This window comes from Nostoc sp. C110, from assembly GCF_043099725.1.
In the GTDB taxonomy this organism is placed as follows: domain Bacteria; phylum Cyanobacteriota; class Cyanobacteriia; order Cyanobacteriales; family Nostocaceae; genus Nostoc; species Nostoc muscorum_A.
The window spans coordinates 1,842,512-1,868,161 of sequence record NZ_CP171148.1; the positions used below are offsets into that span (position 1 = coordinate 1,842,512).

Here is a 25,650-nt window from a genome sequence, read left to right on the forward strand (position 1 = left end):
GCGTTTGGCGAGTATTACGAATTATTAATTATTGATGACTCAGGACTAATGATTAATGACTAACGAAAAAATGATTTTTCGCAATCGCGTGGTTGACAAAGGTCAACTGAGAAATTTAATTTCTTGGGCCTTTACAAATTATGGTACAGCGCGAACCGCAGTGATGGCGGACAAATTGAAAGATTTGGGATTTCGCTATGCTACCAAAGCAGGGGTTTCCATCAGTGTAGATGACTTGATGATACCACCAACTAAGCGATTACTCTTAGAAGCAGCCGAGGAAGAAATTCGCGCTACTGAAACCCGTTATCAAAGGGGAGAAATCACTGAAGTAGAACGCTTCCAAAAGGTAATCGATACTTGGAATGGTACCAGTGAAGCTTTGAAAGATGAAGTAGTCGTGCACTTCAAGAAGACTAATCCCCTTAACTCCGTATATATGATGGCATTCTCCGGGGCACGGGGTAACATCTCACAAGTCCGGCAGTTGGTGGGGATGCGGGGACTGATGGCAGATCCTCAAGGGGAAATTATCGATTTACCGATCAAAACCAACTTCCGTGAAGGGCTAACTGTGACGGAATACATTATTTCGTCTTACGGTGCCAGAAAAGGATTAGTGGATACTGCCTTACGGACGGCTGACTCTGGTTATCTCACCCGCCGATTGGTGGACGTTTCCCAGGATGTAATTATTCGGGAATTTGACTGCGGCACCACTAGAGGTCTTGCGATTCGACCAATGACAGAAGGTGCCAAAACCTTGATTCCTCTGGGAACCCGCTTGATGGGACGGGTAATTGGCGAAGATGTGGTGCATCCGGTCACAAAAGAATTGATTGCAGCCCGCAATTCGCCAATTCCTGAAGACTTGGCGAAGAAAATTGAAAAGTCTGGGGTGGGAGAAGTTGTGGTGCGATCGCCCCTAACTTGTGAAGCCGCACGTTCTGTCTGTCAACACTGCTACGGCTGGAGTTTGGCACACGCCAAGATGGTGGACTTGGGCGAAGCTGTAGGGATTATTGCTGCCCAAAGTATCGGTGAACCTGGTACTCAGTTAACCATGCGGACATTCCACACTGGTGGGGTGTTTACTGGAGAAGTGGCGCAACAAGTTCGTTCCAAAATTGATGGGACTGTCAAACTTCCCCGCAAACTGAAAACCAGAACATATCGTACCCGCCACGGGGAAGATGCCCTCTATGTTGAAGCTAATGGCATCATGCTTTTGGAGCCAACAAAAGTAGGTGATGTTACTCCAGAGAACCAAGAGGTTCATCTTACCCAAGGTTCAACACTATATGTATTTGACGGAAATAAGGTAAAACAAGGTCAGTTGTTGGCAGAGGTTGCCCTTGGTGGACGGACAACTCGGACTAATACAGAAAAAGCAGTTAAAGACGTAGCTTCTGACTTAGCAGGGGAAGTGCAATTTGCCGAAGTTGTTCCAGAGCAAAAAACCGACCGTCAAGGCAATACCACAACCACAGCCGCACGGGGTGGTTTGATTTGGATTTTGTCTGGGGAAGTTTACAACTTGCCGCCTGGTGCAGAATTGGTGGTGAAAAATGGTGATGCGATCGCTGCTAATGGAGTTTTAGCAGAAACCAAATTAGCCAGTTTACACGGCGGTGTGGTGCGCTTGCCAGAAGCTACCCCAGGTAAGAGTACCAGGGAAATTGAGATTATCACTGCTTCTGTGGTTTTAGACCAGGCAACCGTGACAGTCCAAAGTTCTCAAGGTCGTAATAACTACTTAGTATCTACTGGCAACAACCAGGTATTTAACCTCCGAGCTACACCAGGCACAAAAGTGCAAAATGGTCAAGTAGTCGCTGAGTTAATTGATGACCGCTATCGCACAACCACTGGTGGATTCCTAAAATTCGCAGGTGTAGAAGTCCAGAAAAAAGGTAAAGCCAAGCTAGGCTATGAAGTCGTGCAGGGCGGTACCTTGTTGTGGATTCCTGAAGAAAGCCACGAAGTTAATAAAGATATCTCCTTGCTGTTGGTGGAAGACGGTCAGTTTGTCGAAGCTGGTACCGAAGTCGTGAAAGATATCTTCTGCCAAAACAGTGGTGTGGTAGAAGTGACCCAGAAAAACGACATCCTGCGGGAAGTCGTAGTGAAGCCAGGCGAACTGCTGATGGTGGACGATCCAGAATCAGTCATCGGGCGAGATAACACCTTCATCCAACCAGGTGAGGAATTCCAAGGTAATGTCGCCACGGAATTGCGTTATATCCAGTATGTGGAGACACCAGAAGGCCCTGCCCTATTGAGTCGTCCAGTAGTCGAGTTTGCCGTACCAGATAATCCAGATGTGCCATCCACTACATCAGTAAGTCAACAAACCGGGCGATCGATTCAATTAAGAGCCGTACAAAGACTACCTTACAAAGATTCAGAACGTGTCAAATCTGTTGAAGGTGTAGAACTGCTGCGAACCCAGCTAGTGCTGGAAATTGAGCAAGAAGGGGAACAAGACCATAATGCTTCACCCCTGGCAGCAGATATTGAATTAGTAGAGGATACTGAAGACCCAGAAGTTCAACGTTTACAACTGGTAATTTTGGAATCCTTGGTAATTCGTCGAGACATTACCGCCGATGCCACCCAAGGTAGCACCCAGACCACACTTGAGGTATACGATGGGTTAACCATCGCCCCAGGTTCTGTAGTCGCACGTACCCAAATCTTGTGTAAAGAAGGTGGGGAAGTACGAGGTGTCCGCAAAGGAACCGAAAACGTGCGTCGCTGCTTAGTGTTGCGTGACGCTGACAGACTTACCATTAATACTAGTACTCAGCCAAAGGTGAAAGTGGGTGACTTGCTAGTAGAAGGTACAGAACTTGCTCCTGGAGTTTTTGCTCCAGAATCAGGACAGGTAGTAGATATTAAAAATGCCGCTGCTGCATCTGGTGGGGAATCAGCTCTGAGTACTAAAAACTACGTTGTTACTACCCGTATCGGTCGCCCTTATCGAGTCAGCCCTGGTGCTGTGTTGCAGATAGAAGACGGCGATTTAGTACAACGGGGTGATAACTTGGTGTTGCTGGTGTTTGAACGCGCCAAAACCGGAGATATTATTCAAGGTTTGCCTCGGATTGAGGAACTACTTGAAGCTCGTAAACCGAAAGAAGCCTGTATTTTGTGTCGGCGAGGCGGAGAAGTTAAGGTAGTTTACGCTGAAAGTGGTGATGAAGCGATCGCTATTAAGGTCGTAGAATCAAATGGCGTGGTGACAGATTATCCTCTGGGCCCTGGACAAAACTTGATTGTGCCAGATGGATCAATAGTATTAGCGGGACAACCGTTAACTGATGGCCCATCTAATCCCCACGAAATTTTGGAAATCTTCTTTAGCCTAGGTTCCGAAGATGGAATCTATGCTTGTGCTAGCCTTGCTTTACAGAAGGTACAGACATTCTTGGTGAATGAAGTGCAAATGGTGTACCAGTCTCAAGGGATTGATATTTCCGATAAGCACATTGAAGTAATTGTTCGCCAAATGACCAACAAAGTCAGGATTGATGATGGTGGTGACACCACCATGCTCCCCGGCGAATTGGTGGAACTGCGCCAAGTAGAGCAGGTGAACGAAGCTATGGCAATTACAGGCGGTGCGAGGGCACAGTATACCCCAGTATTGTTAGGTATCACCAAAGCATCGTTGAACACCGACAGCTTTATCTCCGCCGCATCATTCCAAGAGACAACACGGGTACTTACCGAAGCAGCTATTGAAGGTAAATCTGACTGGCTGCGCGGGTTAAAGGAAAACGTGATTATCGGGCGATTGATTCCGGCTGGTACTGGGTATAATACTTATGAAGAACCCGGTGCGATCGATGATTATGCTGCTGAGATTAGCAGTAGTGTCTTGGATGAAGTTGATGATCCTCTGGATATGGTCTTAGATGACCGCACAGCTCGTACCTATAATTTAGATTCTCCTACTCTTGGGGAATCTGGTTTTGGTAGCAGACGTGCAGAGAGGTCAGTTCTGGATGATGAAGATGAATTAATCGCCGATGAAGTCGTAGATGACGACGATTTCGAGGAAGAAGAGGAAGACGACGAGGATGATTTCGACGACGAATAGAAACTTGAAATTTCGCGTCTCTATTAAAATGTAAAAAGTAAAAAGGCAAAAGAAATTTTCTTTTGCCTTTTTATTTTGCTTTATAAAAACACATTTTTAAATCCTCAATGTTCTGGTTTCTGGCTTTTAAGCTAGTAGTCAGTCAATTACAGCGATTCAAAAGTAACATCCTCATAGAAATCTGCAACAGCACACCGAAAATCCACACTTGCCAGATGAATTATATCTTCTTTTCCATAAGGATAAAGTACCCATTGGCTCTCTGGGTTACGGCGAAAACACTCAACATTTAATCGAGTTTGACTTATAAGTACATATTCCTGAAGTGATTCCATCTGTCGGTAGTCAGCAAATTTATCACCTCGGTCAAAGGCTTCTGTTGTCGGAGATAGCACTTCTACAATTAAGTAGGGATAACACAGAAAGTTGTTAAAAGCTCTATCTCGTTGGTCACAACTTACCATCACATCGGGGTAGTAATAGATATTAATCGACTCAATATGTGCTTTAGTATCTGAGATATAAGCCTGACAACCACTCCCGCGCAAATGATTTCTTAGCATAGCAAACACATTTCCGCTAATAATTACATGGGTATTACTTGCTTCTGCCATTGCATAAACCTGTCCCTGTCTATATTCATGCTTCATAGGACTAGTTTCTTCTCCTTTGAGATAGTCTTCTGGAGAAATATAGCTAGAATTTGGAGTTGCAACCATCTGTAATGACCTTGTGTGATGTCTTATATCTAGTTTAAAAGAAGCTTGACGGCTAAATTATTGAGTCACAGTTGCCAGAAATTGCCAAGGTAATTGGTAATTAGAGAAAAGCTATACCAATTACCCATCATTTATTACCGACTTTGTGTCTGAGTTGACACTGTTAATACTTGCGGTGGTGTGGCATCTGGTGGATAGAGAAAGTCTACTTCTACTAAGGAGCGATCGCCAGCTTTCATATTTAATAAAACTAAGGGTTCCCCTGGTTGACCTCTCTTTTGTACTAAATGCACAAACTTAGTTTGCGGCTGATTTTGCTCATCTTTGTAACGTACCCGCACTGTCCCTCGGAAAAATACTTCACGGGCTGGTGTACTCAGAAAGCGTAACCCTGGTTTGACTAGCTGATTCTCCTTCAGTGGGGTTTGTATGGATACACTCACAGTTTGAGGACTTTGAGTATTGTTGTATAGCGGCAACTTGAGATTATATTGAATTCCATAGTTGCCATGAGCGCGATATGCGGTGTCAGGATAGCGCACCAGCATAGTAGCACTTTGTATTTGACCAGTTCCTAACATACCGCCATGTAGGGTACTCAGGGCGTAGGAAAACACTTGACCAGGCTGGGGAATAGTTAGATACCTGGCTTTAGGATTATCTACTAATAAGGCTCTCCATCTTGAACCACTGGCCACTCCAGCAACACGCCCATAAATTCTTGGCTTGCCAGTTTCCTCTAGAGGAGTGGGCGCTTTATCTCGTGGCCCAGCCAAATCACCATTATCTAGTAAATTCTGCCACTCTTCTAAAGTAGGCGATCGCTCACTGCCATCAGGATTCACCCGTGCAAACATCGCTAGGCTAGCTGCATAGACAGTGCCATTACTTTGTAATCGGAGCAATGTCGAACGACCATTCAGAGGTGGTGTCAATCCCTGTACAGGAATTGGTAAATTAAGTAACATCCGACTTTGTTTTGCTGGAATCTCTATTTGGGCAGGGAAAATCTCTTGTCGTCGTCCCCTCAGCACATCAGACATGACGCGATCGCCTGGGCCAGCAAAAATTGTCCCTAAAGGATTTTGGCTAAAAGATGGTAATTGAATAAATGGTGCATCCGGTTGACTCAAATAACTCGCCGCTTGCCGAATATTCACCTTTACTGCTTCCGAACCAGGGTTGTGCAAAATTATCCCTAAATAGAGCGAGCGCAAATTCTCTGATGGTTCAGCTCTAGCAACGTGATGGGCAAAAATATCAAATCGTCCCCGAAAGGGAAAATTTAAATGCGCTGTTGGCACTTTTTTGCCATCTGGTGGAAAAGTGGAGAGTAAAATTCCTTCTTTCAACACCAATTCTGGACTATTACTGTTAAAAGTTGGCACTGTATCCAATTGACCTGGTAAAGGACGTACTTCTTGTGTTTGTACGACTTCTTCAGGTGGTGGTGTCGCAGGAGTTGATTGAGCAATTGGGAAAATTAGTAACAATGGCAACATATACTTAGATATTTCTTTCACCATACAGACATTAACAACTTGATGAAAGTGCCAGTTTGTTAATAATTAATACGAAATCTGCAAGATTTCCATCAATTTTTTTTGATTTAGAACCTGAATATGGATAAAAAGACAACGGATCGTAAGTTGATTTTGCTCTAAGTAGTCCAAGCCTAAACAGTAAAAACAAATTGACCGCAGTTGTGGCTAATCTGAATTGATGCTTCTTTCGCCACTAATTTTTCTATATCAACTTCTAATTTATCCACAGCTAGCAAATGCTTCCACACTTAATTGTGTAAGGATTGCAGCCTGTTCACAACAGATGATGTCTTCAGGTTTAATTGCATTGATTTTTTCCATTACCTGAGTATTGGCAAGTTGGACATCTACGGGTAACTGGCGTAAAAAACTCAAGTCATCTGGTATCAGATCGAGTTTGGTAACTTCAAGTAATAAATCATCAGAAGAATTTTGACTGTTGATATTTTAGGCAAATGTCAAAATAAGTTAATAGAATTCTTTTCTTCATAACAAATATTATTTAGAATAGAAAAACCCTCCATTAATAAATTTACAAGGAGCAGGTAAATGCCAGTAATTGCGGTCGTAGACTACGAGATGGGAAATTTGCACTCAGTCTGTAAAGGGTTGGAAAAAGCTGGGGCAACTCCTAATGTTACTTATTCTCCAAAGGAATTAGAGCAGGCAGATGCAATAGTTCTGCCGGGAGTGGGAGCATTTGATCCAGCAGTACAACACCTGCGAGCGCGTGGTTTGGAACAACCTATTAAAGATGCGATCGCATCTGGTAAACCTTTTTTGGGAATTTGTTTAGGATTGCAAATTCTCTTTGAATCAAGTGCAGAAGGTACCCAACCAGGACTAGGAATTATCAAAGGAAAAGTGCGCCGATTTCGTCCAGAACCTGACATCACTATTCCTCACATGGGTTGGAATCAGCTGGAAATGACTCAGGCAAAAAGTATTTTGTGGGAGCATTTGCCGTCCGATCCTTGGGTATATTTTGTCCATTCTTACTATGTTGACCCAATAGACCCGCTAATCCGTGCAGCAACCATCACCCACGGTACTCAAACCATCACAGCTGCGATCGCTCACGAAAATCTGATGGCAGTTCAATTTCACCCCGAAAAATCCTCTAATATTGGATTGCAAATCTTGTCTAATTTTGTTGCTCAAGTCCGTGAAAAAATTCCTGCCTAATCTATTTTTGTCATTTGTTCTTTGTCCTTTGTCTAAAATTAATGACTAATGACTAATGACCAATGACTAATAACCAATGAGCCTGAGAATTTACGGGAACCGCCAGCTAAAAACTTTACCAGGGAAAGAAACTAGACCTACCAGTGCGCGGGTAAGGGAGGCAGTCTTTAATATTTGGCAGGGAGAAATTGCAGGTTGTCGCTGGCTAGATTTGTGCGCCGGTACTGGTTCAATGGGCGCAGAGGCTTTGTGTAGAGGAGCCAGCCTAGCAGTGGGAATTGAACAATCGAGCCGAGCCTGTGCCACCATCCAACAAAATTGGCAGCAGGTAGCTAATTCCGACGAGCAAGAATTTCGGGTATTGCGGGGAGACATTACGCAGCAGTTAAAGACTTTATCAGGCAAGCAATTCGATAGAATTTACTTTGATCCACCTTATGCCAGTGGATTGTTCCAACCAGTATTAGAAGCGATCGCTCACTATCAACTTTTAGATCCTAATGGCGAAATCGCAGTTGAACACGCCTCACAAGGTTGGACACCGCCAGAGATTCCCTCTTGGGAAATTTGCCGCGAGAAGGTTTACGGCAACACATCACTTACTTTCTACAGAATTGTGCAATGAGACGAGAAGGGAGTGGAAAAGATAAGGGAGAGAGGGGAGAAAAATTGCTTCTTTGTCCTCCTTAGTCCCCTTGTCTCCCCTACTCAGCACAGGCTAAATGCCCCGCTACAGCTAACAAAAGTCCCTCAACCGCCCAACTGATTGGGGCGCTTGTATTGCTTATAGGCAGCGTAAAACAGTCCGGCGAGGGTGACGAAAACTAGACCAAGGACAATACCTGATAGCAGGGGTTCAACCACTGGAAATCTCCTCTTTGTAATGATTAAATATTCGTTGCCTGTTTTTGATTTTACCAAATTTAGTATGAATCCTGCGTCCTATAGACTTTTTGAAGGGCAACTGCTCAGAAAAAAATAGTCTTCTGTGCTTGCAGACACGATCAAGAACTTTTAAGCTATGTGTAGGAAAAGAAAACTTTTTAGCACACCTAGACTTTCACCGCAAACCTTTTGGATAACCAGATTACCAAACCTGAAATTTTGATTCAGCGCATCGTTTTATTGACGCTGGCCATACTGCTATCAGTCCCTTTGGGCTTTTTTGGTATTCAGTTGGTTCAAGCCTCCGATCCCTATGTCAAGAGTGTTTTATCTCTAACAGGAAACCCAGTTCAAGGACACGCGATCTTTCAAATTAACTGTGCTGGTTGTCATGGTTTGGAAGCAGACGGGCGAGTAGGGCCGAGTTTGCAAGCTGTTTCCAAGCATAAGTCTCAATATGGATTGATTCACCAGGTAATCAGTGGCGAAACCCCGCCAATGCCAAAATTCCAGCCTAGCACCCAAGAAATGGCCGATCTTTTGAGCTATTTAGAGTCGTTGTAGACGTTAAATTTTTCGGGTTGCGGGATACCTACAGCAGTTTTCAAGTTAGGTATTGTATACAAGCTAAGTTTCAAAGCCAGGATTGAAGCGTGTTCTACTTCCGTTTTGCGTAGCCCATTCTGAATTATGACTCTTAAATTATGTTGTAAATCCCTTATGGAAAAAGGCAATACATCAAAATGTTACCTTTTTCGAACTTATAACTTACGCAAAACTACACGCGGTAGGGGCAATACCCTGCGGGAAGCCGCTTTGCGTCTACATGAATTGTCCCCAATACGGTTCAGTTAAGGCTAAAACTCTGTTACCAAAGTCATTTTTTTAACGAACCGCCAAGGCGCAGAGAACGCAGAGAGAAGAAAGAGATGCTTAACTGAACTGTATTGGAATTGTCCCTACCGGAGAATAAAAGTTTGGGCTATTTTTTGTGTAAGTCCTGGATCTCAGAAAATTTGTAACAAATATTATCGAACAGAATTCAGAAGTCAGGAGTAAGAATGGGCTAAACGCCCCGCTACTGCTAACAGAATGAATTCTGAACGAAAAAGCGGATAGCGGAGCGTTAGCGAGTATTCGAGCGTCGCGTCTTGATTCTGACTCCTGAATTCTGATTTCTGAATTCTTCTTCAATGATCTATATTTCCAGAAGCGATCGCATCTAATTTCTTAGGATCGAGTATGATAATCGTCCCACCACGACGATAGTCAATTACTGACTTGAGACTTTTAATTAATCGTACACATTCTTCGTAAGTAATGCCACTGCTGCGAGCCATGCGATAATAAGACAATTTGACTTTTAAACACTCACCTTGTGGATTTAATTCAGTTCCTGATTCGGCAGCAAAATATTGAATTAATCTGGCAAGGCGAACAATAGCTCTTTCAGAAACTAATCCGTGGACTGTTTCATGCAATTGCTGAATCCGACTGTTAAACACCATCAGCATTCGTAATGCAATTTCAGGGTTTTGTCCAATCGCTTTTAATAAAGCATCTCTCTCTATAGTGAGAATTTCACAATCAGATTCAGCAGTTACGGTTGCTGGGGAAATTCCATTGCCTAATAAAGCAGGAGCCGCAAAAATTTCCCCAGCCGTTAAGGTGCGGAGAATCGTTTCTTTCCCCGTCATTGCTATTTTGGTAACTTGAATTTCTCCACTAGCAACAGCATAGAGTTTTGTTGGTAAGACATCACCCTCATGGAGAATAATCTCTCCTTTGCGATGGCGTTGCACCTGAGTGTGAGGTTGCAAATTTATTTTGTCTGCCGTTTCTAAACCTGCAAACACAATAATTTGCGAAAGTTGTTCCAGGGATGCCTGCATGATTAGCCTGATATCGCAAAGGCTGGACGATGATGAATCCAAGGGTTCGCTGCTTCTAATTGTGCTGCTAGGTTGATGAGGGTAGCTTCAGCCGCAGGTTTACCAATTAGTTGTACACTTATAGGTAAACCATTACTATCAAAGCCTACAGGAATTGCGATCGCAGGTTGTCCAGTTGCATTCGCAGGTGGACAAGGGGCAATCCACTCAATAATATTTTGGAATGTCTCTTCTGGACTCAGCGAAGCCCATTCTCCAACGCGGATAGGTGAATGGAGATAAACTGGCAATACCAGCACATCCACGGTATCGAAAAAGGCTACAATCTGTCGTGCCACAATCTGCATTTGGGAAACTGCTTGGAGGTACTGGGCAACAGAACCTGTGCGTGCAAATAGCCAACGATTTAATGGTTGCATGGCTTCAACAGGAAGTCCTGACGCAGCTACCCCAGCTTGCCAAACGATTTGAAATGGTTCAACTAAACCGCTAAAATCTGGGGATTTCTGTTCAACGTGGTGGCCGAGTTGTTCTAATAACTGGACTGTTTGACGGACACCTTGCTGACAGTTAGCATCAGCTTCTCCCAAAGGAGAAATATTAGTGTCAAAGGCAATTCGCAAAGCACCCAATTTTGTCTGAGTGGCAGCGAGAAATGATGGTTCGGGATCTGGCAACCAGTAAGGATCGCCTGTAACATAGCCAGATATCATATCCAAAAGGGCAGCAGCATCAGCCACAGTCCGCGCTATTGGGCCGTTGACGGCAATTCCAGCCAGGCGTTCGCCTACGGGTGCTTTACTCACTCTACCCCTGGATGGTTTAAGTCCCACCAAACCACAACAAGCCGCAGGGCCACGAATTGAACCACCGCCATCAGAACCTTGAGCGATCGCACACAATCCTGCTGCTACCGCCGCCGCCGCGCCACCACTGGAACCGCCTGGGGTGTATTCTAAATTCCACGGATTTCTCGCTGGAGGAAAACCCGTAGGCTCACTGTATGGTAATGAACCTAATTCAGAAGTGGCTGTTTTACCAAGAATAGTAAACCCAGCTTGCTTAATCCGTGTTACAACTCCATCATCATAGTTAGGGATATTGTTTAGTAATACTGGATTTCCATAAGTACAGGTAACATCAGCTACAGCGTTGAGGTCTTTAATGGAAATTGGCACACCAAAAAATGGTGGTAGTTCTGAGGTAGTTGTCAATAATTCTGTTTTGGCTTTGGCATCTGCGATCGCTAGTTCTGCCGTCACCGTAAAATAACTTCCTAATTGGGGATTTAATTGCTCAATCCGTTCTAAATATATTTCTACCAACTCTAGGGGGGATACTTCCCGGCGACGAATTAATTGCGCCAACTCTAGTGCTGGGGTAAATGCTAAATCAACTTCATTCATAGGTTAGTGAATGGGTAATTTTGTCTTTCTCTGGGATTTTTAAACTGAAATTGTTACTTTACCAGGATTTACGGGAATTATACATTTTATAGATCCTAAGATTTGTCACTCAACTAGGATGCTTAGATGTGTGGTTATGTTCTAACTCCAGCTATTTTAATTGTTTCGCATAAACTTTCGACAAATCCCTAAGAGGTATTTATGGCTAACCTAGAAATACTTGTTAGCGAATTGCCAACACTAATTCAGAATCTAAAACTGACTATTGGCGATTCTAATCAAATCATGGAACAAATTATCTCGATCAATAATGCTCAAGAACAACTACGAAATATTAAAAAATTAATTGCTCAGGAATTGAGATTGGAGAACGTCAAAAATTCTGCGATCGCTACACTTCCTCGAATAGGTACTGTAGCTAGTTTGTTTATACCTAGTGTTGGATTAGTAGATCCAGCGATCGCAGAAAAATTTGGGCATTCAAAAACTAAAATTTCATTAACTGATTTACAATCCAAAATCGATGACTGGATAGAATGGGGTTATTTTTTGCAAGCAATAGCTGCTGATATTCTCAGTGATGATAGTTTAGTGAATCAACTAAATTCTGATATTAATCATCTCAGTTTGTTTGCACAGCTTCAGGTGATTTCTGAAAATTTAAAAATTAACTTAGTATTTGAAAAAATTCATATTTTAGAGGATCAAATTCAAAAAATCAATAATTACCAAAATGAATTACTACAACTAAAGCAGAAGTTAAATTATGTTTTTGATACTATTAAAAATAGTCGTAGCTTATTAAATATTTTATTAGGAGTGTCTGCTTTCTGTGGAAAATCTGGCTTTGCCTTGGAATGGTTAGATGATGACCACGAATTAATTATATCGAGTGACAGTAAATTTCAAGAATTGACCGATATTCTTAATGATTGCGATCATCTCCAAGAACAAATTGCTGTTTTAATGATTCAGGGTGACACTTTAAGGGAACAGGCAGAACAAGCCCTCAAAAAGATAGAACAAGAAAATCATAATAAAGAAACTATTAGCCAGCATATACAAATATTACCAAAGTTTTCGACACCCAAGATAGTACGTTCGGTTTTGATCGTAGTCTCAAGTTTATTAGTCTTGGGTTTTGGTAGCTGGAAAATGAAAGAACAAAGTCTTCAATGGCAGCAGATGAATCTAAGTTTAACTCAAGAAGAAAGTGCAAACGCTAAGTTTAAATCTGCTCAAAAATTCGGTATGGAGGCTGCTTCTCTAGTTCAAAAACCACCGCATCCTCTAAAAGTCTGGCAACAAGCAGAAACTAAATGGCATCAGGCAATAATCTTATTAGATAGTATTCCTCATCAAACATCAGTTTATGACAAGGCAAAGAAGAAATTAGCTTACTATCAGATTAACTATAAATCTATCAGTCAAAGAATATTAGTAGAAAAGCAAGCCTTAGCAAAATTAGAATCAGCCCAAACACTAGCAATAGAAGCTAATCTTTTTGTAAACAGTTCACCTCATTCACTACTACTTCGGCAACAAGCACAATATAAATGGGTGCAAGCAATCAATTTATTACAAGCTATTCCAGAGAGTACATCTGTCTCTGTACAAGCTAAAGAAATGCTTACTATTTATAAAATTAATTATGCCGCTATTAGTCAAATATAGCAGTCCTAGATTATTCGTAAAAAATTAGATACCCAACTTATTGAAGAAGTTGGGTATCTGGAAAACACAAATTTTCACATCTCGATATAATGAGGTATATCCTCAAATATTTTACGGATAATTTATTTCATCATTGCTTTCTTTGCTATAGCAATCTATATACTGAGAATTAATCCACCCTTCCCTACCTAAGATTCTATTGTTTGGGCTATTAGTAACACGCACCTTAACCCAAGGTGTCGGGCGACCTTGAAGTGATACAATATCTGGCTTGAGTAATGTAATATTGTTGCCATTATCTAAACCTGCTGTTGACTTTCCGCCAGGTGTGGTACGTAAAGCTAATTGCCCCGATTGCAACCCAGTTATTTCGCAGAGTGCAGGCTTAACTTGAGCTACATTGCCAGTACATTTTAGACTGCTACTACGTATCCAACCTTCTAAGCCTTTTTCTTTAGGACTATTTGCATCGATAACGCTAATGTAAATCCAGTTTTCAACACCTTTAGCTAGTACTTTTAACTTTGCATCTTCATATAAATTAATTGCACCTCCATCTTCAAATTCTCCTTGCGGTTTTCTGAGGTATAACAAAAGTGCTTCCTCATATCCTAGTTTCTTGGCTTGACAAGTCACTTGTCTGTTAGCATTTTTGGGAGTTGCAGCATTTGCTATTGGTAAAAAATTAAGAGTAGAAACCCACAGGTAAAATGCAGCAAAATAAATTTGAGGTATAGGTTCAAAAAAACTTGCCATTGTTGAGTAAATACGAGTGTTTTTTCCTACCTTATCTGTGATAAGCCTCATCGTCCAGCATAATTTTACCTAAATCTATAAGACGGATAAGATAGAATTTGGAATCTACCCTGGGGGAAGACGAAGCGCAGAGGGGTTAAAAAAATTAAAGAGGTAAATCGCCCTTTTTGAACGCTTTACCTCTCTTAACAACAGATAATTACAACTAACAATTAAACCTTAGAACGGTCAGTCAAAATCTCATAACCCGTGTCTGTAACTAACACTGTATGCTCAAACTGAGCCGACAAAGAATTATCCACAGTGACTGCTGTCCAACGGTCAGATAATGTCCGGGTGTGTCTAGAACCCGCATTTAAAATTGGCTCAATTGCCAGCGTCATCCCCGCACGGAGTTTAACATTTGGCATCTCGCGGGTACGATAGTTGAAAACTGAAGGTTCTTCGTGCAAGTTACGACCAACGCCGTGTCCAGTGAATTCTTCAACTATACTAAAGCCGTTAGCTTTCACATGGTCTTCAATTGCTCCAGCTAAGTCAAGCAGGTATACACCAGCCTTTACTTGTTCAATCCCCTTAAATAAAGCTTCTTCTGCTACGCGAATTAATTTAGCAGCTTCTTCTGTCACTTCACCGACAGCAATTGAAATGCAAGAATCACCATGAAAGCCTTGGTAATAAGCGCCAGTATCTACTTTTAATACATCCCCCACACGAATCACTTTTTTAGGGCTAGGAATGCCATGCACTGCTTCATTATTAATGCTGGAGCAGATAGAACCAGGAAAACCGTGATATCCTTTAAAACTCGGTGTTGCTCCCATTTCGCGGATGCGTTTTTCTGCGTGAGCATCTAAATCAGCCGTTGTCATTCCTGGCTTTACTAGCTCGGAAATTTCTTTTAACACAGTTGCCACAATTGCCGATGATTGTCGCATGATTTCAATTTCACGCGACGATTTAATTTCAATTCCTCGTCCCTTTTTTTTTGATGTTGCAGGCTGAGTTGTTTGAGAAAGTAAGTTACTGAAAATGTTCATGGGAAATTAATAATTACTGGTGGCTTTGCCGATGAAGTATGAATGCTTTCTCTAGATTACTTGAGAAATAATATCTATAATTTAAGTTATTTCAATCCACAATCGGGATTCTTGCAGTTTAGTCACTAATGTATACAGAATAACATATTCACTTACTCCTGATATTTTAGACTTCAAACAAAATCGCCCTAACTTATTTTTGCTCCCCACTATAGGATTTAGCTCAATTATCTTTAATTGAAACACTAGAGGGCTATTAAATACTGAGTCGAATAATTTTTAATTAGTAATGGCAATTTCTCCAGTCATACCTGCTTCCGTATGTCCTGGTATTGAACAACGTAAGCCATAAGTTCCAGATTTTAAGGGCAAAAATACCCATTCTGCCTCAGCACCCGGCTTGAGTTCCAGTTCGTGAATAGCTCCTTTAATTTCTACTTTGCCTGCTTGGACTTTTTGTGTCCAGATGCCATCGGCAAAGTCTTTAGCAGTAAAATAGTGCTTCAGTTGGCTGGGATTGGTAAGCCGAAGTTGATAGCGTTTGCCAGCCTCGAATTCCAGATGATTTGGCTCAAATTTGAGTTCGTTAGCCGAATTACCCAAGCTAATTGTAATTTCTGTAGCTGGTTGCTTAAGCAAATCACCAGACAAATTTGCCGCCATTGCTGGAGTCGCAGTGATTAAATTTAAGCTCAGGAGCAACGCTAATATTACGTAGCTCTGCCGTAATATTTGCACCAAAGCAATATTTGAAAAAGCCAGAGATATAATTACAATTTGGTATAAATGGTTGTAAATTTTCATTGGTAGTTCTCAAAAGGCAATGCTGATGAGCAGGAAAAATTTATAGGTAGCGGGAAAAACCGCTTTACCTATTCTTTATTATCCATGCCCAGCGCCCATCTCTACCTAATGCTTTTCTCTGCTAACACAGATGGCCCAGCTGTAACGACTACGATTTGATCTGGGTGGAGTAATTCACGAGCCGCTTGATTAACTTGCTCAAAGGTGACTTTCTGAAGTTTGTCAGTAAAGGTGTGCAATTCTACTTTATCTAGTCCATACACCTCATTCATCAGAATTCTATCTGTTAATTCTTCTGGGTTTGCCAGGGAAACGTTGTAGTTGCTGATGAGGGTACGTTTAGCTGTTTCTACTTCTAGCGCAGTCACACCTTGTTGATGGATTTGCTGTAGTATTTGGCGAGTACTAGCGATCGCTTGACTAGTATCTTCTGGACTAGTTTGCATTTCTATCAAAAATGTGCCTGCATTCTTCCCAGCTTGGAAGTAGCTATAAATTCCATAGCTCAAACCTTGGCGATCGCGTACTTCTGCACCAAGTCTACTAGATAAAGTATCGCCTCCCAAAATCTGGTTCAATACTAAGGCTGCGTGAAACCGAGGATCGTAACGCTTAATACCTGTGTAACCCATATATGTCACTGCTTGGGCTTTACCTGGTAAAACTGGGTTGACACTCACTATTTTCTCCGGCATTGATACCGGAGGATATTTTAATGTGGGTGCTTGGCCGCTAACTTCCCAGTTACCAAACTCATTTTTAATGAGCGATCGCACTTTGTCTATATCAAAATCTCCCACCAGCGCCAATACTGTCGTATCTGGACGATAATGTTTAGCTTTGAAATCGATCACATCCTGGCGTTGAATCTGCTGCAAACTCTCCTCTGTGGGAAAAGTATGTAGAGGATGTTTTTTCGGGTAAATTGACTGCACAAATATTCTTCTGGCTACTTCTGCTGGCTCATCTAATTCCAGTTGCAAATCGGTTAAAGTTTGTTGGCGATGTAATTCCAATTCTTGTGCGGGAAAGGTACTATTTTTAACAACATCTGCCAATATCTCCACAATTATTGGCAAATCCCCTGCTAAACTATCACCCTCGATATGCACCCCTTCACGATGGACTTCAAAGTTTAGACTCGCCCCTCGTTCTGCCAATATTTTGGCAATAGTTAAGACATCTTTACTCTTAGTACCATTTAGCAAATTATCTGCTACAAAAGCAGCCAGTCCTGCCCGATCTTCTGGATCAAATTCTGTCCCGGCTTGAATATAGCCGCTTAGAGTAACGGTGGGAGTACTATTATCAGGTAACAGTAATATCCGCAGCCCGTTGGTAAGTTTATATTCCTGTGGTAAAACTTGAGCAATCGCATCTGTAGCCAAATCCACAGGCGGTAAGTATTTCACCACTTCAGAAGGAAGCACAGGCACGCCAGGAGAAAAATTTTCTGTAGTTTGGGCTGAGTCTGGTTTATCGCCAACCCCTGCTATCTGCTTTTGAGTTGGTTCAAAAAAGCCTACTGTCCGAGCTTCTTTAGTAAGGTATTTGTTAATAACAGCGACAACATCCGTCGGCTTCACCAGACGAACGGCAGCCAAATAGTGGTCAGTGTAGCGATAATCACCAACAGTTGTCTCATCATTGCCCAATCGCATTGCTTGAGAGGTGATATCACGGTTACTTAAAATTACATCTGCTGTTAATTGGGTTTTGGCTCGTTCTACTTCCTCAGTTGTCACGCCTTTTTCTGCTACATTTGCGATCGCGCGACTCAACACTGAATCAATTTTTTTCAAATCTTTTTTAGATCCAGCCGTTACCAAAACCTCATACCAGCCAGATTCTCGCAAACTGGTAACAGATGCTGTAACTTCACTAGCTAAACCTGATTCCACCAATGCCTGATAAAGTCTAGAATTCCGTCCTTCTGTAAAGATGTAATCCATCACATCCAATGCAGGCACATCTGGTTGATTTGCATCTGGTAGCGGATAAACAACTTGTAATAGTCGCCCTGCTCCTGGTTCTCGCAACACTATAGGAGATGAAGAAGATAACGAAGAAATAACTCCTACCTCTTGCCTCCTGCCTTCTACCTCCTGCCTCCTGCCCCCTGCCCCCTGCCTCCTTGGTAGTTTGCCAAATACTTCTTTAATTGTTTCGAGAGTATTTGCAGTTTGAAAATCTCCAACAATCACTAAGACACCATTATCGGGGCTGTAAAAATTACGGTAATATTTTTGTACTTGCTCAACTTCAAATTTCTCGACATCAGCTTTAGTACCACCTACAGGCAACCCATAAGCATGATTAGGAAACACCGCCTGCATAACAGCGCGATTGAGACGATATTCTGGACTATTTTCGTAACCTTGCAACTCAGAAATTACTACTCGTTTTTCACTCGCTAGTTGTTCTGGCTCAATCTGAGAATTTTGCATTCTGTCTGCTTCCAGCACTAAAAGCGCTTTTAGCTTGTTACGTTCCACAGTACCGTAATATGCAGTTTGGTCATAGCTTGTGAAAGCATTAGAATCACTACCTAAAGCACTAAACAAACGGCCAAATTGAATGGGACGATTTTTCGTGCCTTTAAACATCAGGTGTTCCAATTGGTGAGCAATGCCATTCACCCCTGGTTCTTCGTTGCGTGAGCCAACCTTGTACCACACCTGCACCGTCACCACTGGCGCAGTATGCACTTCCTTTGTTAGGACAGTTAGACCATTCTCCAGCACTGTCTTATGGACGTTTTCTGTCAGTGTTGAGGGCATTATTCTTTTTGCTAGCAAGGTTGACTGGGATTTTTCTTTGTTAGATATGGCTGTATGTTGACTATTAGCAGGTTGATCGCTCAACAAAAAAACCGCTACTAGCCATAAGCTTAAAATTAATAACGGCAAGGAATATTTATAAAATCTAGACAATCCATACATGTACTTAGGAAATATACCTGTAAATTAATTTACATAATTATTTTGGTGAGTGACCATAGTTAAATATGGCAAAAAAATCTGTTACCTCGGCAACAATACAGAAAAACAATATATTAGCAATAAAGGTAATAAAAAAGCTAAATTATGGCAATTTTGGTAGAACCCGAATGAATTCCAGAGGTAAGCCATCAGTATCAGCGATGAAAGCTACTTCGTAAATGCGATCGCCTATTTGCTGTTGTGTCGGTTCTAAAAGTACCTTTAACGGTTGTAATTCTTCGGTTTGAGTCTCATCTGCCGCAGCTAATACACGTTTTTGTAAATTAGTCAACCAGCTAGGTAAATCTGGTGTAATCTCACTTAAATCGAACGAGAGATGATAATACCCCACATAATGCTCGTCAGCAAAGGCATCTGGGGCTGGCTTTGGCTCAGGAATTTGGATCAGTTCAATTCTGCCGCCCAATCCTTCCATCCAGCAAGCTAGCGTGTAGCCTGTAGTAAAGCGTTCCGAAATTGTAAATCCTAAATGTTCGTAGAAAGCGATCGCTCGATGAATATTCGCAGTCCGAATAGAAGCGTGGTGCATAATTTGTCACTTGTCCTTTGTCACTTGTCCTTTGTCCTTTGTTTAGGCACTTTTAACTAAATCCAATTCTTCTTGTGGGGACGAGAGAACTATGAGCAGTGGTTTCCGCCATTGGTGCAGCCCGCTCTTAGGTATCAATTCAGAGCGTCTCGCCCACCCATAACCAAGGGCGGACAAGATGTCCACCCCACAAGATTGGATAATTTTTTTCTTGGTAATCCCTGATTCACTAATGACCAATGACCAATGACAAATGACTAATAACTAATGATCATTACTCAAACAACCTGAAATAAGGGTAGCGTACAGGGACACCAGGCTCTTTTTCCAAGTCAAAATTAATCACTTCCCAACAGGGATCTTCTGAGGTATCGGGGCTAAACTCTACCGGTAAGCCGTATAGTCGAGCAGCCGTAACTTCTGGTTGTCCAGAACGCCAAGGTGTACTGCGTTCTAAATAGCCACTCATCAATTCCTGATAGCGGTGAGCAATAATCACTTTTGTGGCTCGATAACCTTGGGTATAGAGCTTATCTAATGCTTCGTGAATTTCAAACCGAATACCATCGGGATGAGTATGCTGCCTATACCAGTCATTATTCCACCTCCGCCAATGACGGCCTGATTGCAAATGGATTAACTCTCCATTTTGAGGATTAGCTTCAAAAGCGCCATGACGCGGACACAAATAGGTATCTGTTAATGTCAGCGCCGGAATAGTCTGGCGACAATGGGGACACTGTATTTCCGGCCCAAACATCGGGTACTGAAAGCCTGGATTCATCATGAAGTGCGTACAAACATAATTTTGTCTTCACCAGCACCAGTGTATTGGATTATACACTGCGGCTCTACCACTTTGGGTTACTTGTTGACTGCTGCACAGACACAGAGTTGCGGCAATAACATTGTTCACTAGTGTTTTCCTCAGCGTAGAGGCTTGACGCTGTGATATCCTGGTCGTGCAACCAGCCTCAAAGGTTGGAGTTTCTCCAGTGTTCCTTGGTACCATTATTCATATTCTATCGTGTCTACCGCTTCTTACTGGACATCTCCTGATTTTTCTCAAGCTGCCTTCATCGCAGCCAATGCTGTTGTTATGGGTTCGGTAAATATAGCAGCAGGGGTGAGCATTTGGTATGGAGCAGTAGTTAGAGCAGATGTAGAACGCATTGAAATTGGCGAATGCACAAATATTCAAGATGGTGCAATTCTACATGGCGATCCTGGTTTTCCGACAATTTTAGAAGATCATGTTACCGTAGGGCATCGCGCTGTGGTACATTCCGCTTACATTGAGCGTGGAAGCTTGATTGGCATTGGCGCGGTTATTTTAGACGGGGTACGAGTGGGTGCTGGTAGCATTATTGGTGCTGGCGCAGTCGTAACTAAAAATATACCGCCTTTGTCACTAGTTGTAGGTGTTCCAGGCAAAGTGTTACGACAATTAACAGAAGCTGAAGCCGCAGAACTAATTGAACACGCTAAACGTTACCAAAAGTTAGCTTTAGTTCATGCTGGGAAAGGGACTGATATTGGCTTTATTTCTCACAAGTGAGAAATCCAAGGGGTGTGGGAGGTGTGGGAGGTGTGGGAGGTGTGGGAGGATGGGGAAGAAGTCTTACCCCCCACACTCCCCACACTCCTCTGCCTACACTATGCGTGAGAAATCCGGGTTAGGGATTAGGGACTGGGCAATATTAATATTCTTGCAAATGCCCAATTCCCAATTCCCAATTCCCAATAATTTAAACATTCTTTACATATATGTTGGGAAAAGTTACCCACTTCAGCTAAAAATAAAAATGAGAGCAGTTGACAAAACTTTAATTTCTACTTAAGAGAGGGGTTCTAGATATGGATATCGATTACCGTATAGCGATCGTTTTAGCACCAGTTGTCATTGCTGCTAGTTGGGCAGTGTTTAATATTGGCGCTGCGGCTTTAAGACAAATTCAAGGCTTTTTGGATCGGGAAGCCTAAATTCATTAATTGGGCATGGGGCATAGGGCATGGGCAAGAGGACTTGGGGACAAGGAGAATTGGGGACAAGGGGAAAGACTTGTTTCAAGTTCTCACCTCTTGTCCCCTTGTCTCCCCTGCTTCCCCTGCCCCCACTCCCTACTCCCCACTCCCCACTCCCCTTCTTTGAATATCGATTCTGTAATACAACCTCTTCAACGCTTTGGTGTCCATCTGGGACTCGATCGCATTGTCAACTTATTGGCAAATCTCGGCAATCCTCATCAGCAAGTCCCAGTAATTCACGTTGCTGGCACTAATGGCAAAGGTTCCGTCTGTGCCTATCTTTCCTCGGTACTTACTGAGGCTGGTTATCGTACAGGACGCTACACTTCACCGCATTTAGTCGATTGGACGGAACGTATTTGTCTGAATGAACAGCCAATTTCTTCTGAGGAATTGAGCCAATTATTAGAAAAAGTCCAAGGAGTGATTCGCCCTGAAGACGAATCGGCAACTCAGTTTGAAGTAATTACGGCGGCTGCTTGGTTATATTTTGCCCAGCAGCAAGTAGATGTGGCTGTGGTAGAAGTCGGACTAGGAGGGCGCTTAGATGCAACCAATGTCTGTTTGGAACCCATAGTTACTATCATCACTTCCATCAGTCGAGAACATTGGCAGCAACTTGGCCCCACCGTCGCGGATATTGCTAGAGAAAAAGCAGGTATTCTCAAACCTGGATGTCCCGTTGTAGTTGGGCAATTGCCACTAGATGCAGAAGAAGTTGTGCGATCGCGCGCTTTAGAATTAGAATGTCCAATTTTTACGCCTCAACCTGCCCGTCAAATCGCTACAGGATGGGCAGAATATCAAACACTTCAAAACTCTCAATTAATTAAATATCCTTTGCCATTAGCCGGACAAATTCAATTAGCAAATTCAGCTTTGGCAATAGCAGCTTTAGAAATTCTCCAACAACAGGGTTGGCAGATTTCTGAAGAAGCCATAATTAAGGGGATGGCAAAAACTCAATGGCCAGGGCGAATGCAATGGGCTACGTGGAACAACCATAAAATATTACTTGATGGCGCTCATAATACTGCCGCCGCCCAAGTTCTTCGTCAGTATGTTGATAGCTTAGACGCAGTTAATCCCAAGCCCATCACTTGGGTTATGGGAATGTTTTCCGATAAGGATCATGCTGATATTTTTGCCGCCCTACTGCGCCCCGGCGATCGCCTTTTTTTAGTACCAATACCAGTAGAATCCTGGCCAGGTAGAACCTCTGCCGATCTAGACTCCTTAGCAAACCTAGCTTATAGCATCTGTCCCAAATTAAGCGATCGCCAAATACATCCAGATTTATTTACAGCACTAGAAGCCGCAATCTCAACCACCACAGACAATTTAATCGTTTTATGTGGTTCCCTTTATCTAGTAGGCGATTTTTTAGCAACCACCAATATAATTCGTAAATCATAATTACGAATTACGAATTACGAATTTATCTGTTGTTCCACTCCTGCGCCGCATCTTCTACAGCTTTATCTACATTCTTCTCCCCTAACATTGCTGCTTGCAAATTCTCGTAAATTGCCTTTTGTAATTTGTTGAAGTCCTTCAAATTAGGGGTTAATATTTCTGCCTTTTGTAGTTCTTTAGCACTCATGACTCGCGCTTTTTCTATTGTTGAAGCATTAGCTGGAACATCTGTAAAGTAACTATCAGACAATGCCTTGACTGTAGAAGGTAAAACATTTGCCGCTTTTGCAAAAGCTAATTGATTTTCGTCATTGGTGACAAATAAAGCAAACTTCACAGCGCCATCTGGTTGTTTCGTGTCGCGGGGAATAACTATGTTCATTACTGCGACATTTTTCTTACCTGTGTCACCAGTGAGTTGAGGTGCTATTGCTGAAGCTTGGGCGATTTTCGGGGCATTATTAGCGATCGTTTTTAGAAACTCTGGCCCAGAAGCTAGAAACACAGTTTCTCCAGATTGATATAAATCGATCGCATGGCGATGTCCTTGCGTTAAAGCTTCTTTAGGCAGTAGCCCTTTTTTATACAAGTCTACCCAGTACTGGAACGCTGCCTTACCTTGTGCTGAATTAAACGCTGCTTTCCCATCAGCATCTACTAAGGTGACTCCCATTTGCACAAAAGATTCCAGCACTTCACCGGAATCTTGCGGTACGAAAGTCACAAAAAAGGCATATTTGCCAGTCTTATCTTTAATTTGTTGTGCTGCTTGTGCTAATTCTGCGTAGGTTGCGGGTACCTTATTGATACCTGCCTGTTTTAATAAATCAGTGTTATAAATGGTTAACCTTGTGGTGAGATACCAGGGAAACCCAAAACTCTTGCCATTAAGCGTACTGGCTTTCCAGATATTCGGTAGATAGGAGGAACGTATATCGTTTGAGACTTTCGTATCTAAATCTAACCAGGCATTTCGACCCGCCAGTTGGGAAGCGAAACCCGGATTGAGGTTAACTACATCAGGTGGCGTTTTTGCTGAGACAGCTGTTAAAATTTTGTTCTCCATAGCTGCCCAAGGCACATCAACCCAGTTAATCTTTATACCTGGATTTTGTGATTCAAAATTTGCAATTAGGTTTTTGAAGTAGTCGGTAAATTGAGGTTGGAGTTGCATTGTCCAAAACTCAATAGTTGACTCTCCTGAATTAGCTTGTTTTGTATTTGTACTAACATTACCTGTGCTGCAACTTACAATCCAACTGGTTAATAAGCCAAGCAGTGCCAAAGCAAGAAGTTGTTTAAATTTTCGCAATTGAATCATTTTCCCAGTATTTTTACGCTTGATCAGTGTGAAAAGCTTAGACAGAATTGTCGAGATTATAGGCTAAATAAATTACGTGTAGAGACGTAATATATTACGTTTCTATCCACAACAAATTTAAATTTTCAATTTAGCAGTCCATCGGGCACAACTGTGGTACAAAAATTCAATCGTCTGTTTGGCAAATCGAATAAAGGGGTCGGCATTGAACTTGCTCCCGAACGGGTAAATGTGGTTCAGCTACGCAAACAGCGTCAAGGCTTGAAACTAGAAACCTTTACATCGGTAGCAGTTCCAGAAGGCGTAGTTACCGATGGTCAAATCACCGATCCCGCAGCAATGGCGCAATTAATCCAGCAGGCGCTAGCTGAAAGCAAAATCAAAACTACTCGTGTTGCCACCGGTGTACCAGGGCGAGATTCCATCGTTCGGATTATACCTGTACCAACGGAGTTAGATGACAAAGAACTGCGAGAAATGGTGCTAAACCATGAAGCAGGTTTGTATTTACCCTATCCTCGTGAAGAAGCTGATGTAGATTATCAAAAACTTGACTACTTTGTAGATGAGGATGGCATTGAAAAAGTACATGTACTTCTAGTAGCCACTCGCAAGGAAATAACGGATACCTATATAAGTACATTCGAACAGGCAGGACTACAAATTGATGTTTTAGAAATTAACAGTTTTGCCCTGATTAGGACTATTCGTGAGCAACTGCGACAATTTGGGCCGCAAGAAGCAGCAGTCCTAGTTGATATAGAGTTCGACAGTACAGAAATCGCCATCATTGTTAACGGAGTACCGCAATTTTCGCGCACAGTGCCCATAGGCACTTATCAAATGCAAACTGCGTTAGCAAGGGCAATGAGCTTACCCACATCACGAGATATGGAACTGTTACACGGAATGATTATTCCCCCAACTCCCCTAGATGGGGGGAAAACCGGTGTTACCGAAATCGATCCTGGTATGGCAGCCATATTAAGAGTATTGGGAGAACTAACGGATGAACTGCGCCGTTCAATCGATTTTTACCTTAATCAAAGTGAAAATTTGGAGGTAGCGCAGATTTTATTAGCTGGACCAGGAGGCGGACTCCAACAGCTAGATGAATTCTTTACCCAACGATTGAGCTTGCCAACTACCCAAATAGATCCAATTGGGTCTTTGTCGTTAGAAGTTGACACTGATAAATATCCACAGGTACAACGCTCTGGCTTGGCGATTGTACTTGGTCTAGGTATGCGGGAGGTGTAATACCGATTTTAGATTTTGGATTGTCTGTTTTGATAGTTACGCTGTTTGAGAATTCTCAAACCATAAATATTTGTTTCTAATTGG

The 25,650-nt window shown here is 42.4% G+C and carries 23 protein-coding genes; 10 read left to right on the top strand and 13 right to left on the bottom strand.

What is annotated here, in order from left to right; translation table 11 throughout:
* Positions 1-55 precede the first annotated feature (55 nt).
* Positions 56-4,105 carry a DNA-directed RNA polymerase subunit beta'' gene (locus tag ACFFRD_RS13495; protein WP_190962002.1) on the top strand — a complete coding sequence of 1,350 codons (4,050 nt, stop codon included), beginning with the start codon at positions 56-58 and terminating at the stop codon, positions 4,103-4,105.
* A 146-nt stretch (positions 4,106-4,251) separates the two neighbouring features.
* On the opposite strand, the gene ACFFRD_RS13500 is transcribed toward ACFFRD_RS13495, so the two are convergent.
* From ACFFRD_RS13500 to ACFFRD_RS13510, 3 genes are all read right to left on the bottom strand, one after another.
* Entirely contained in the window at positions 4,252-4,824 is a 573-nt protein-coding gene (locus ACFFRD_RS13500) for a Uma2 family endonuclease (protein ID WP_392481936.1), read from the bottom strand.
* A gap of 134 nt (positions 4,825-4,958) precedes the next feature.
* On the bottom strand, positions 4,959-6,326 hold the full coding sequence (locus tag ACFFRD_RS13505; RefSeq protein ID WP_392483065.1) for a DUF3370 domain-containing protein: 1,368 nt from the start codon (positions 6,324-6,326) through the stop codon (positions 4,959-4,961).
* Positions 6,327-6,587: 261 nt separating this feature from the next.
* The gene (locus ACFFRD_RS13510; RefSeq protein ID WP_392481937.1) at positions 6,588-6,743 is read right to left on the bottom strand and encodes a hypothetical protein; all 156 of its coding nucleotides are present in this window, start codon (positions 6,741-6,743) and stop codon (positions 6,588-6,590) included.
* Between the two features lie 174 nt (positions 6,744-6,917).
* Between ACFFRD_RS13510 and hisH the strand changes: the two genes are divergently transcribed.
* The gene (gene hisH, locus ACFFRD_RS13515) at positions 6,918-7,553 is read left to right on the top strand and encodes an imidazole glycerol phosphate synthase subunit HisH (protein ID WP_114085277.1); all 636 of its coding nucleotides are present in this window, start codon (positions 6,918-6,920) and stop codon (positions 7,551-7,553) included.
* 76 nt (positions 7,554-7,629) lie between these two features.
* Complete coding sequence (gene rsmD / locus ACFFRD_RS13520) at positions 7,630-8,178, top strand: 16S rRNA (guanine(966)-N(2))-methyltransferase RsmD (RefSeq protein WP_392481938.1); 549 nt, start codon at positions 7,630-7,632, stop codon at positions 8,176-8,178.
* Positions 8,179-8,303: 125 nt separating this feature from the next.
* On the opposite strand, the gene petG is transcribed toward rsmD, so the two are convergent.
* A complete protein-coding gene (petG, locus tag ACFFRD_RS13525) occupies positions 8,304-8,417 on the bottom strand; it encodes a cytochrome b6-f complex subunit V (protein WP_063721252.1) in 114 nt (37 codons plus the stop codon).
* A 210-nt stretch (positions 8,418-8,627) separates the two neighbouring features.
* Between petG and ACFFRD_RS13530 the strand changes: the two genes are divergently transcribed.
* A complete protein-coding gene (locus tag ACFFRD_RS13530) occupies positions 8,628-9,002 on the top strand; it encodes a cytochrome c (protein ID WP_012411291.1) in 375 nt (124 codons plus the stop codon).
* Positions 9,003-9,628: 626 nt separating this feature from the next.
* Here the strand turns inward: ACFFRD_RS13530 and ACFFRD_RS13535 are convergent.
* Both ACFFRD_RS13535 and ACFFRD_RS13540 read right to left on the bottom strand, forming a co-directional pair.
* Positions 9,629-10,330, bottom strand: coding sequence for a Crp/Fnr family transcriptional regulator (locus ACFFRD_RS13535; protein WP_392481939.1), 702 nt, complete (start codon positions 10,328-10,330; stop codon positions 9,629-9,631).
* Positions 10,331-10,332: 2 nt separating this feature from the next.
* Positions 10,333-11,736, bottom strand: coding sequence for an amidase (locus ACFFRD_RS13540; protein ID WP_392481941.1), 1,404 nt, complete (start codon positions 11,734-11,736; stop codon positions 10,333-10,335).
* A 201-nt stretch (positions 11,737-11,937) separates the two neighbouring features.
* On the opposite strand from ACFFRD_RS13540, the gene ACFFRD_RS13545 reads away from it, so the two are divergent.
* Positions 11,938-13,410, top strand: a complete 1,473-nt coding sequence (locus ACFFRD_RS13545) for a hypothetical protein (RefSeq protein WP_392481942.1) — start codon at positions 11,938-11,940, stop codon at positions 13,408-13,410.
* A gap of 111 nt (positions 13,411-13,521) precedes the next feature.
* Here ACFFRD_RS13545 and ACFFRD_RS13550 read toward each other — a convergent pair whose 3' ends face one another.
* The 6 genes from ACFFRD_RS13550 to ACFFRD_RS13575 all read right to left on the bottom strand — a co-directional run bounded on the left by ACFFRD_RS13550 (position 13,522) and on the right by ACFFRD_RS13575 (position 20,328).
* On the bottom strand, positions 13,522-14,166 hold the full coding sequence (locus ACFFRD_RS13550; RefSeq protein ID WP_392481943.1) for a hypothetical protein: 645 nt from the start codon (positions 14,164-14,166) through the stop codon (positions 13,522-13,524).
* A gap of 212 nt (positions 14,167-14,378) precedes the next feature.
* Positions 14,379-15,206: a type I methionyl aminopeptidase gene (gene map, locus ACFFRD_RS13555; protein ID WP_094333161.1), complete on the bottom strand. Its 828-nt coding sequence runs from the start codon at positions 15,204-15,206 to the stop codon at positions 14,379-14,381.
* Between the two features lie 279 nt (positions 15,207-15,485).
* On the bottom strand, positions 15,486-16,010 hold the full coding sequence (locus ACFFRD_RS13560) for a cupredoxin domain-containing protein (RefSeq protein WP_392481944.1): 525 nt from the start codon (positions 16,008-16,010) through the stop codon (positions 15,486-15,488).
* Positions 16,011-16,111: 101 nt separating this feature from the next.
* Positions 16,112-18,952 carry a M16 family metallopeptidase gene (locus ACFFRD_RS13565; RefSeq protein ID WP_392481945.1) on the bottom strand — a complete coding sequence of 947 codons (2,841 nt, stop codon included), beginning with the start codon at positions 18,950-18,952 and terminating at the stop codon, positions 16,112-16,114.
* Positions 18,953-19,094: 142 nt separating this feature from the next.
* Positions 19,095-19,541, bottom strand: a complete 447-nt coding sequence (locus tag ACFFRD_RS13570; RefSeq protein WP_392481946.1) for a VOC family protein — start codon at positions 19,539-19,541, stop codon at positions 19,095-19,097.
* Positions 19,542-19,815: 274 nt separating this feature from the next.
* Positions 19,816-20,328 carry a TIGR02652 family protein gene (locus ACFFRD_RS13575; RefSeq protein ID WP_114085268.1) on the bottom strand — a complete coding sequence of 171 codons (513 nt, stop codon included), beginning with the start codon at positions 20,326-20,328 and terminating at the stop codon, positions 19,816-19,818.
* A gap of 240 nt (positions 20,329-20,568) precedes the next feature.
* Here ACFFRD_RS13575 and ACFFRD_RS13580 point away from each other — a divergent pair, with 240 nt between their 5' ends.
* The 4 genes from ACFFRD_RS13580 (at position 20,569) to ACFFRD_RS13595 (ending at position 22,985) form a co-directional block, all read left to right on the top strand.
* Positions 20,569-21,099 (top strand): gamma carbonic anhydrase family protein, encoded by a 531-nt coding sequence (locus ACFFRD_RS13580; protein WP_179072673.1) that lies wholly within the window; start codon positions 20,569-20,571, stop codon positions 21,097-21,099.
* Positions 21,096-21,221: a hypothetical protein gene (locus tag ACFFRD_RS13585; protein ID WP_392481947.1), complete on the top strand. Its 126-nt coding sequence runs from the start codon at positions 21,096-21,098 to the stop codon at positions 21,219-21,221. The genes ACFFRD_RS13580 and ACFFRD_RS13585 overlap by 4 nt, the downstream gene beginning before the upstream one ends.
* 177 nt (positions 21,222-21,398) lie before the next feature.
* A complete protein-coding gene (locus ACFFRD_RS13590; protein ID WP_012411301.1) occupies positions 21,399-21,524 on the top strand; it encodes a photosystem II protein Y in 126 nt (41 codons plus the stop codon).
* A 165-nt stretch (positions 21,525-21,689) separates the two neighbouring features.
* On the top strand, positions 21,690-22,985 hold the full coding sequence (locus tag ACFFRD_RS13595; protein ID WP_392481948.1) for a bifunctional folylpolyglutamate synthase/dihydrofolate synthase: 1,296 nt from the start codon (positions 21,690-21,692) through the stop codon (positions 22,983-22,985).
* Between the two features lie 22 nt (positions 22,986-23,007).
* On the opposite strand, the gene ACFFRD_RS13600 is transcribed toward ACFFRD_RS13595, so the two are convergent.
* Complete coding sequence (locus ACFFRD_RS13600; protein WP_392481949.1) at positions 23,008-24,306, bottom strand: ABC transporter substrate-binding protein; 1,299 nt, start codon at positions 24,304-24,306, stop codon at positions 23,008-23,010.
* 153 nt (positions 24,307-24,459) lie between these two features.
* On the opposite strand from ACFFRD_RS13600, the gene pilM reads away from it, so the two are divergent.
* The gene (pilM, locus tag ACFFRD_RS13605; RefSeq protein ID WP_114085264.1) at positions 24,460-25,566 is read left to right on the top strand and encodes a type IV pilus assembly protein PilM; all 1,107 of its coding nucleotides are present in this window, start codon (positions 24,460-24,462) and stop codon (positions 25,564-25,566) included.
* The last annotated feature ends 84 nt before the right edge of the window (positions 25,567-25,650 follow it).